The organism is Acidovorax sp. LjRoot204, assembly GCF_056175785.1.
The window spans coordinates 1-8,371 of record NZ_JBGFFF010000171.1 but is presented as its reverse complement, the minus strand read 5'-3'; the positions used below and the strand labels follow the sequence as shown (position 1 = coordinate 8,371).

General features: G+C 67.6%; 8 protein-coding genes. All 8 read right to left on the bottom strand.

Features of this window, described 5'->3' with window-relative positions; translation table 11 throughout:
* Nucleotides 1-77: 77 nt before the first annotated feature.
* The 8 genes from AC04MI_RS21215 to AC04MI_RS21180 all read right to left on the bottom strand — a co-directional run bounded on the left by AC04MI_RS21215 (nt 78) and on the right by AC04MI_RS21180 (nt 8,289).
* The gene (locus AC04MI_RS21215; protein ID WP_121942911.1) at nt 78-1,700 is read right to left on the bottom strand and encodes a sensor domain-containing diguanylate cyclase; all 1,623 of its coding nucleotides are present in this window, start codon (nt 1,698-1,700) and stop codon (nt 78-80) included.
* A gap of 309 nt (nt 1,701-2,009) precedes the next feature.
* A complete protein-coding gene (locus tag AC04MI_RS21210) occupies nt 2,010-4,121 on the bottom strand; it encodes a TonB-dependent receptor domain-containing protein (protein ID WP_476498617.1) in 2,112 nt (703 codons plus the stop codon).
* 315 nt (nt 4,122-4,436) lie between these two features.
* On the bottom strand, nt 4,437-4,898 hold the full coding sequence (locus tag AC04MI_RS21205; protein ID WP_260667267.1) for a hypothetical protein: 462 nt from the start codon (nt 4,896-4,898) through the stop codon (nt 4,437-4,439).
* A gap of 66 nt (nt 4,899-4,964) precedes the next feature.
* Nucleotides 4,965-5,594, bottom strand: a complete 630-nt coding sequence (locus AC04MI_RS21200) for a DUF3299 domain-containing protein (RefSeq protein WP_099730285.1) — start codon at nt 5,592-5,594, stop codon at nt 4,965-4,967.
* A 41-nt stretch (nt 5,595-5,635) separates the two neighbouring features.
* Nucleotides 5,636-5,887 carry a hypothetical protein gene (locus AC04MI_RS21195; RefSeq protein ID WP_260667265.1) on the bottom strand — a complete coding sequence of 84 codons (252 nt, stop codon included), beginning with the start codon at nt 5,885-5,887 and terminating at the stop codon, nt 5,636-5,638.
* A gap of 61 nt (nt 5,888-5,948) precedes the next feature.
* Entirely contained in the window at nt 5,949-7,187 is a 1,239-nt protein-coding gene (locus AC04MI_RS21190; protein WP_436077272.1) for an FtsX-like permease family protein, read from the bottom strand.
* Nucleotides 7,184-7,867, bottom strand: coding sequence for an ABC transporter ATP-binding protein (locus AC04MI_RS21185; protein WP_099730288.1), 684 nt, complete (start codon nt 7,865-7,867; stop codon nt 7,184-7,186). The genes AC04MI_RS21190 and AC04MI_RS21185 overlap by 4 nt, the downstream gene beginning before the upstream one ends.
* Nucleotides 7,864-8,289 carry a transcriptional repressor gene (locus AC04MI_RS21180; RefSeq protein WP_146871106.1) on the bottom strand — a complete coding sequence of 142 codons (426 nt, stop codon included), beginning with the start codon at nt 8,287-8,289 and terminating at the stop codon, nt 7,864-7,866. Before AC04MI_RS21180 ends, AC04MI_RS21185 begins: the two co-directional genes overlap by 4 nt.
* Nucleotides 8,290-8,371: the final 82 nt, after the last annotated feature.

The following is an 8,371-nucleotide window of genomic DNA, read 5'->3' as shown; positions in this document are numbered from 1 at the left end:
CGATTGTTCCTTGAGGTGCCCACCTGCGGCCCCGCAGCCCGGATCCGCACGCCCTCGCAGGGCGTGGCCACGACGCCTTATGGGGCCACGCACACGCCCAATGACTGACTTTTGGCCTGGTACATGGCGGTGTCTGCCGCGCGCAGGTAGTCGTCGACCGTCGCCAGCCTGGATGCGCTGGCGGCCAAGCCAACACTCGCGCCACTGATCACGGTGTGTTCGCCGATCACATAGGGCGCGGCAAGGGCAGCGGCGATCTGCTCTGCCCGTTGGCTGGCTTCAGCGGGGTCAATGGACTCCAGCAGCACATTGAACTCGTCGCCACTCATGCGGGCGACCAGATCCACCGCCCGCACGCAGGATTCGAGCCGCCGCGCCACCTGTTGCAGTAGCTGGTCGCCCACATGGTGTCCGTAGCAGTCATTGACCGCCTTGAACCCGTTGAGGTCCAGCAGCAGCACGGCAAACATCGTGGCCCCACCGCGTATTGGCTCGCCATCACCGTTCACCCCGTCGTTCTGGTGCAGTGCGATGAGTTGCGCGAGGCGATCGCGGAACAACGGCCGACCGGGCAAGTTGGTCAGCGCGTCGTAGGAGCTGCCACGCTCGGCCAGATCACTCAACGATCCCGCCATGCGCACGGGAACACCGTCTTCAAACTCGGCGAGCCCGCGCCAATTGACCCACACCAGCCGCCCCGCCCCGTGGAACGCACGGAAGTCCACCGAAAAGTTCGCGCTGTTTCCGGACAGGTGCCTGCGGTAGGCCTCCTGCACGCGAGCGCGATCCTCGCGATCAATCAGTTGCTCGAGAAAGCGCCAGCCTCCGTCGTACACATGATCGCGGCTACCCAGCCCGACGATCTGGAGAAAGCGCCCGGACACATGCAGGGCGTCCGTTCGCAAGTCCCAATACCAGATGCCGTCATTGGATCCGCGGGTCGCCAGCGAATAGCGGTTTTCGGAGCGCAACAGATCGAGTTCGGTGTTCTTCTGCTGGGTGACATCGATCATCAGGCCGATCATGCGGTTCGGGCGACCGGGCTCGACCACCGCGCGGCACAGGTCACGCACCCACACGACCTTGCCCGACTTGGCAATCAGCCGGTAGCTCATTTCGTAGGCATGGCTGTGCGTGGCGTTGTAGGCAGCATCGTCGATCACCAAGGCCTCGTCCAGATCATCGGGATGCACATGCGCCCTCCAGAAGCCCGGGTCAGCCCGCCACTCCTCGACGGAGTAGCCGAACAAGCGTTCGACCTGTGGGCTCAGAAAGGTATTGCCCACCCCGATTTCAGCCTCCCACACCACGCCATCAATGGTTTCCAGCAAGCGCAGAAAGCGCTGGCGAACTTCCACCAGCACCTGCTCGGTGACCTCGGTGATCTCGATCAGGACACCCTGGCGGCTGATCACCCGCTCTGCCGCATCCGTCTCCGGGTGGAACTGCAGACGCACCCAGCGGTAGTCCGCGTCGGCAAAGCGCAAGCGGAACACCGGCATGCCAGAGCGCATGGTGCCGATGTCGTCGGGATGCACGAACTCCAGCAAAGACCTGCCAAGCGCCGCTGCCACCGAGTGGCCAGTGAGCTTGTGCCACGCCGGGTTCAGGTACGTGATCTCCCACAGCGCATCGGTCTGCACCACCGCCTCGGGAAGCAGTTGCAACAGGTTTGCGGACGGCGTGGGAGTGGTGGGCATGCAGGGCTATTGCAAATGGATCAGATTCATGCGGGGCCGCGCTGAACAAGTCCTTCGCGCGTCGCGCGACCCGGCGTTGGGCGGCCTGCTGCGGTGCCAATCCCATTTCCGAATCGGTTGCGCGCCATCACCGGGACTGAGGCAGCGTCGCCTTGACGGATCGAAAAATCAACCACGTCAAAGCGAGTATGGCATGCATCCAAGTCACCTTTGGACTCGGTGATTTGGGTGGTTTGGGGCCGGGAGGTGTGCAAGCCAGCAACGCCCTCCCCCGCCGCTGGCTCGCTCACATCACGACGGCATCACCCGTCAGAACGCCACCTTCACCCCCACCGTCAGATTGCGCCCCATCAGCGGCGCTGCGTTCTTGATGAACGAGGTGTGCGCGTACGCCAGGCGGTCCGTCAGGTTGTTGGCCTTCAGGTACACCTGCCAGGGGGTGCCGCTGCTGAACTGGCCGTTGTAGCTCACGCCGAGGTTCAGCATGCCGTAGCCGGGCGTGGCGGTTTCAAAGTCGGCCACCCGGTTCTGGCGGGCCACCTGCACCCATTCCACCTGGCCTTCCCAGGCCTGCCAGTTGGCGTCCAGCCGCACACCGGCGCGGGTGGCCGGGATGCGCGGCAGCAATCCACCGCCATCCAGCCTGGCGCGCACGGTGTCGCCAAACAGGGTGATGCCCAGATTGCGTGTGAGGCGCTGGCGCACCTGGCCTTCGATGCCGGTGAAGGTGGCGTCGGCCTGGCTGTACTGCAGCAGTTGCAGGCCGTCCAGCGCGTCCAGAGTGCGGCCATAGATGTAGTTCTGGATGCGGTTGCGGAACACGCTCACGCCGAAGGTGGTGTCGCCGCTGGTCTTCTTCAGGCTCACATCGATGTTCTGCGAGATTTCGGAGCGCAGGTCGGCATTGCCCCGTTCGTACGTGCTGGTGGCCATGTGCAGGCCCTGGGCGTACAGCTCTTCGGCCGACGGCGCGCGGCTGGCGCGGGTGAACGAGGTGCCCACCTGGTAGCCCGGCGTGAACTTCCACACCGCGCCCAGCGACGCCGAGGTGCCGTTGTGGCTGCGCTCGATGCCACTGGTCTGGGCCTCGGCCGTCTGGCGGTCATGGCGCAGGGCGGCTTCAAAGCGCCAGTCGTTCCAGCGGTACTCCTCCAGCACGAAAAGGCCCGTCTTGCGGGTCACAGTGGGCTGCACGTAAGCCTCCTCGCCCTCGGCGCTGAACTTGCGCTGCGAGGTCTGCAGGCCGATCACGCCCTTGAAGCCGCCGATGGGCTCGTGCTGCAGCTCGACGCGCGTGTCGTAGGCCTTGTTCTTGAAGGTGGTGCTGATGGCGCCGTCTTCGACCTCGTCGTGTTTGTAGTCGGTGACACCCGCACGCAGCCGCAGTGCCGAGAAGCCCGCAAACGGGTTGCGCAGCTCGCCCCGCAAGTCAAAGCGCTCGCTGCGCAGGTCCACCACCGGCACATCGCCTGCTGCGGCGTCGTGGTCATGGCCGTCGGCTTCGTCGTCCGCGTGGGCGCCGCAGTGCAGGTGGTCGCCATGGGTGTGGCAGCCGTCAAAGCTGTGGTTGTGGCCGGGCAGACCGTACTTGGCGGTCTGGCGGGTGTAGGCCGCACCCAGGTAGCCCTGGTCGCCCACCCACGACAGGCCCACGCTGCCAGTGTCCGTGCGGTTGAAGCTGCCTAGCACCTTGCTGCCGCCCGACCAGTCCTTGCCCACGCGGTAGTCGCCCGCATCCCGCGCCACGCCTTCCACATGCACGGCCAGATTGCCCGCCCCACCCGTCAGCGAAAAGGCCCCGGCGCCCTCGCCTGCCCCCGAGTTGGCACGCAGCTCGGCACTGCCTTCGTAACCCTTTTGCGGGATGGCGGTGGGCACCTTGCCGTCCAGCACGTTGACCACGCCGCCCACGGCGCCGTTGCCGTAGACCAGGCCCGAGGGGCCACGCAGCACCTCGATCTGCGTGGCCAGCAGCGGCTCGGACACCACGGCGTGATCGGGGCTGATGGTGGAGGCGTCGTGCAGCTCGGCGCCGTCGCTCAGCACCTTGACGCGCGGGCCGTCCATGCCGCGGATGATCGGCCGGCTGGCGCCCGCACCAAAGTGGCTGCTGGTGATGCCGGGCTCGCTGTTCAGCGTTTCGCCCAGCGTGGCCTCGCGGCGGCGCACCAGTTCATCGCCTTCCAGCACGGTGGCGGGGGTGGTCATGTCGCTGGCGCCCAGTTGCAGGCCGCTGGCCGACACGGTGACTGCGGGCAGACTGGGTGCAGCGTCAGCCGCCGCAGCGGGCGCGGGTGCAGTCTGCGCCTGGGTGGCAACGCTGGTGCCAGACAGCGCCAGCAGGGTCGCCAGGGCCACAGGGTGGAGCGCCGGGCGTGCACGGCGGGAAGCAAAGCGGTGGGTAGAAAAGGTGTGGGTCATGGTGGTGGCCTGCAACAAGGCATGCGCGGCGCTGGCGGTGCCAACGCGCCTGCGCATGCCGACCCGCGCCCGGGGCGCGGGTTGATGAATAAAAACCGCTGCAAGCGCTAGTGAAATATGCGCTAGCAGCTATGAAAACAGGAGTAATGATGGGCGGCGCGCCGTGATACGGCCGCTGGCAGCCGCCAGATCGGCCTGCATACATCGGCTTGCATACCGCGCCCTGCGCCAGCAGGCGCAACACCGCCGCGTTGCCCTGCAAGGCACACAGCGGGTACGCCGGCTGAGAAGGTGGGGCTGGAGGTGCGCTGCGCGTCAGGCGACCGGTGGGCCGCGCGCGTGGAATAGCGCAATGTGGGGTGTGCTCGCCCGCCCTGCCGCATGCACGGCCGGCGGCAGTGGCGCATCGGCCGCAGGCAGCGCCAGCGGGGCGGCATGCAATGCGTCGCCCAGCGCCAGCTGGTCGAGCAACAGGCAGTCCACCGGCGCGTGGTGGGCCAGCAAATAGGGCAGCCACAGACCGTGGCCGGGTGTGGCAGCGGGGCGCACAGTGGGGGCCAGGTCCCACGCCGGCTGCCCGGGCAACGAAGAGGGCGCGGCCAGCACCCCGGCATGCGCCTGGTCCAGCGCGCCGCCGTGCACCACCTGGTGCAGCCGACCCAGCGTGGGCACCACCACCAATGCCAGCAGCAGCCACGCCAACGCCATGCGCCGCACCGCTGCGCCGCGCAGGGCGGCGGACGGCAGGTACTGGGGGCGAAGAAGCGCGCGGGTCACGTCAGGAGCGAAAGGGAAAAGGATTGCGGCGGAGGCTGTAGCGCCTGCAGCGCCAAAAGCCGTGGATTATTTCACCGGCACCGCGTCCACCACGCGGTAGTACAGGCCGTAGGGGTCATTAGGGAGCACGGTGAACTTGCCCTCCACCACCACGGGCTCCAGCGAATAGCGCACGGGCGTCTTGGCCTTGACCTCGACCATGCTCTCGGGCCCGCCCGGCGTACAGAACGAGCAGGTCAGCGGCACGGAGGTGAGGATGAAGTGCGTCTGCGTGGGCTTGGCATCCAGCGGCACCATGAAGCCCTGGATGCGCTGCGTGGTCTTGTCCATGCCCTTCTGGGCGTCGTTGAACACCGGCAGGATGCCGTCCTTGGTGGTCTTTTTGCTCAGGTCGGTCAGCACCGACCAGGGCACCACGTCGTTGCGCTGGGGCAGCGGGGCAATCGGGCTGTTGGGGCTGTGGTAGCCCGCACCCGACCCCGATGGCACGACGGTGCCAGCGCCCGCAGGCAGGGGCGACGACAGCACTGGCGCTGCGGCCGCGCCTTCCTTGGCACGCTCAAAAGCGCCCGGCGCGGGCTTGGTGGCGCCGCCTTGCTGCGCGTGCGCACCGGTTGCCAGAACCAGCGTGGCGGCCAGACAAGCCACGCGAGCCATCAGGCCGGGGATGGGCAAGGGTTTCAAGGTGCAGGACATGGCGGGGACTCCGGGCGAACGAGCATCAAAAAAACAGGCGCTCAATGTGTGTGTTTCATGCCGCAGTATTTTCCAATGGCCAGGTTCTTGCACGCCGCCTGCAGGTCTTTCTGGCACTGGTCGTGGCCCTTGCCGGACTCCAGGCACTTGGCGGCGGCCTCGTGGGCGGCAGCCATGGCACGGTGGCGGGCGACGTCTTCCTGGGTGTCCTTGTCGTTGTGGGCTTGCGCGTGGGCCAGGGCACCGGCGAGCAGTATGGGGGCCAGGGCGAGAGCAGCGAAAAGTTTTTTCATGGAAAGACTTTCAGGTTGAGTGGCTAGAGGGTTTATGGAGGTCAGAACTCGGGGGGCCGCATCAGGGCTGGCTCAACAAGTCGGCCACATCGGTGCGGTAGGCCTGCATGGCCGGCAGCAGCGCCGCCAAGGCCGCCACGCCTGCGGCCAGCAGCGGCACCCCGGCTTCGGCGGGCAGCCAGATCCAGCCCGTCACCGGCAGCAAGCCCTGCGCCTGTAGTGCCCAGCCCAAGGCCTGGGCCAGGCCGTGCCCCAGCAGCAGCCCCAGGATGGACGCGAGCGCGGCCAGCCACAGCGCCTCCCATAGCACCAGCCCGGCCACCCGGCCCGGCGGCGCGCCCAGCATGCGCAGCATGGCCAGGTCGGCGCGGCGCTCGCGCACGGCATTCCACAGCGCGATGAACACGCTGAGCGCGGCCACGGCCAGCAGCACGCCGCCAAAGGCGCGCAGCACATCGGCACCCACGCCCAGCAGGCGCAGCAGGCGCGTGACCTCGATGGCGGGCGCCGCCGCCTGCATCGAGGTGCCACCGTTGATCAGGCGTGGCAGCGTGATGGCCGCCATGGGCGTGCGGTAGCGCACCAGGGCTACGGTCACCTCACGCTCTTCCTTCATGATTTCCAGGTCCTCGGCATCGTTGGCCGTGGCGGTCTCGTGCACCATCCAGACGGATTCGGTGCTGGTCAGGATCAATCGGTCCAGAACACAGCCGCAGGGCGCCAGCACCCCGCTCACACGGTAGGGGTGGTTGCCATGGGCGTGCCCTCCTCCACCCAGGCCGTGGCTGCCAATGAAGGTGGCCCCCACCAGCGGCGCGCCTCGGTGGCTGGCCTTGACAATGCCACGCGCCACGCTGGCGCCCAGCACCGCGTCCATGGGCTGCTGCCACAGCGCGCCTTCGGCAAATTGGGCCTCATAGTGCGCCACGTAGTCGGGCGTGGTGCCCACGATGCGAAAGCCCTGGTAGCTGTCGCCCAGGCTGAGCGGGATGACCTGCGCCACCAGCGGGTTCTTCTGCAGCGCCTGCACCTCTTGCAGCGGGATGTTGCCCGTGGGCACGTCGATGTGGAACACACCCGCCAGGATGAGCTGCAACGGGCTGCCCTTAGCGCCCACCACCAGGTCGATGCCACTCAGGTCGCGCTCAAACGCCTTGTCGAGCTGTGTGGCCACCAGCAGCACCAAAGTGATGGCGGCCAGGCCCAGCGTGAGCACCAGCAGGTTGAGCACGGCAGCCAGCGGCCGGGACCACAGGTAGCGCCAGGACAGGCGGGCGAGTTTGAATGCTCCTGAATTCATAGCTGCTCAGGCATATTCAACCGGCACTCCGTGCCGATTTCATTCAAATCAAGGGTCTGGACACCTGCCAGGGCGGACACCACACGCTGGTCATGCGTGGCAATCACCAGGCTGGCATCGCAGGCAGCGGCGCTGTGCTGCAGGAGGGCCAATGCGTCGGCCGCCGCCTCGTCGTCCAGACTGGCCGTGGGCTCGTCAGCCAGCAGCACCTGCGGCGCCAAAAGGACGGCCCGCGCCAGCGCCACGCGCTGCGCCTGCCCGCCGGAGAGCTGGTGCGGCTTGCGGGCGGCCAGCTCGGCCACCCCCACTTGGGTGAGTGCACGGTGAATGGCCGCATCGTCACGCGGCAGCCCGGCCGCAAAGTACGCCAGCGCCAGGTTGTCCGCCACGGTGAGTGCGCTGCTGAGGTACAGCTTTTGCGGCAAGAAGCCAATGGTGCGCGCGCGCCAGGCATCGATCTCGGCCCCGCGTTGCGTGCCCAGCTGGGTGCCCGCCACAAACAGGTCGCCCCCGCTGGCGCCGCGCAAGCCCGCCATCAGCGCCAGCCAGGTGGACTTGCCAGTGCCCGAGCGCCCGCGCAGCAGCAGCGTGCCGCCTTGGCGCAGGTCCACATCCGGAAAGCGCAGCGGCGCGGCGCCCCCCGTGGCATAGGTGTAGGAAAGCCCCCGGGTGCGGATCATGCGGCAGCGCCCTCGGCCGGGTGCGCACAGTCGGCACAGCGTCCGTGCACGGCAACGTCCACTGCCAGACTCTCATGCCCCGCAGTGGCCAGCGCCTGCAACACCTGCTGGAGCGCCTTTTGCACCTTGGCAGAACCCTGCGACAGGCGGAACTGGCGGTGGCAGTCGTCGCATTCAAACCGCGGTGCCGCGCCCTCCTCCCCCTGTGGGGCCAACGCGTAGCGCGTCACGCGGCCGGCATCGATCTGTTTGTGCAGCAGCCCTGCGGCAGCAAAACGGTCAAGCAGGCGGTAGACCGTAACCTTGTTGACCGCAACGCCCGCTGCAGCCAGGGCCGCCTCGACTTCGGGTTCGGACAGGGCCGCATCCGGCCGGGCTTCGTAAACTGCCGCCAACGCCCGTGTGGCGCGGGTGGCGCGCATTCCGGCTGGGAGGGACCAGGGCTGGATGCCGTGTGCGTGTGGAAGAGGCGGTGCAGACATAGGTGGTGCGGATGAACTGCGC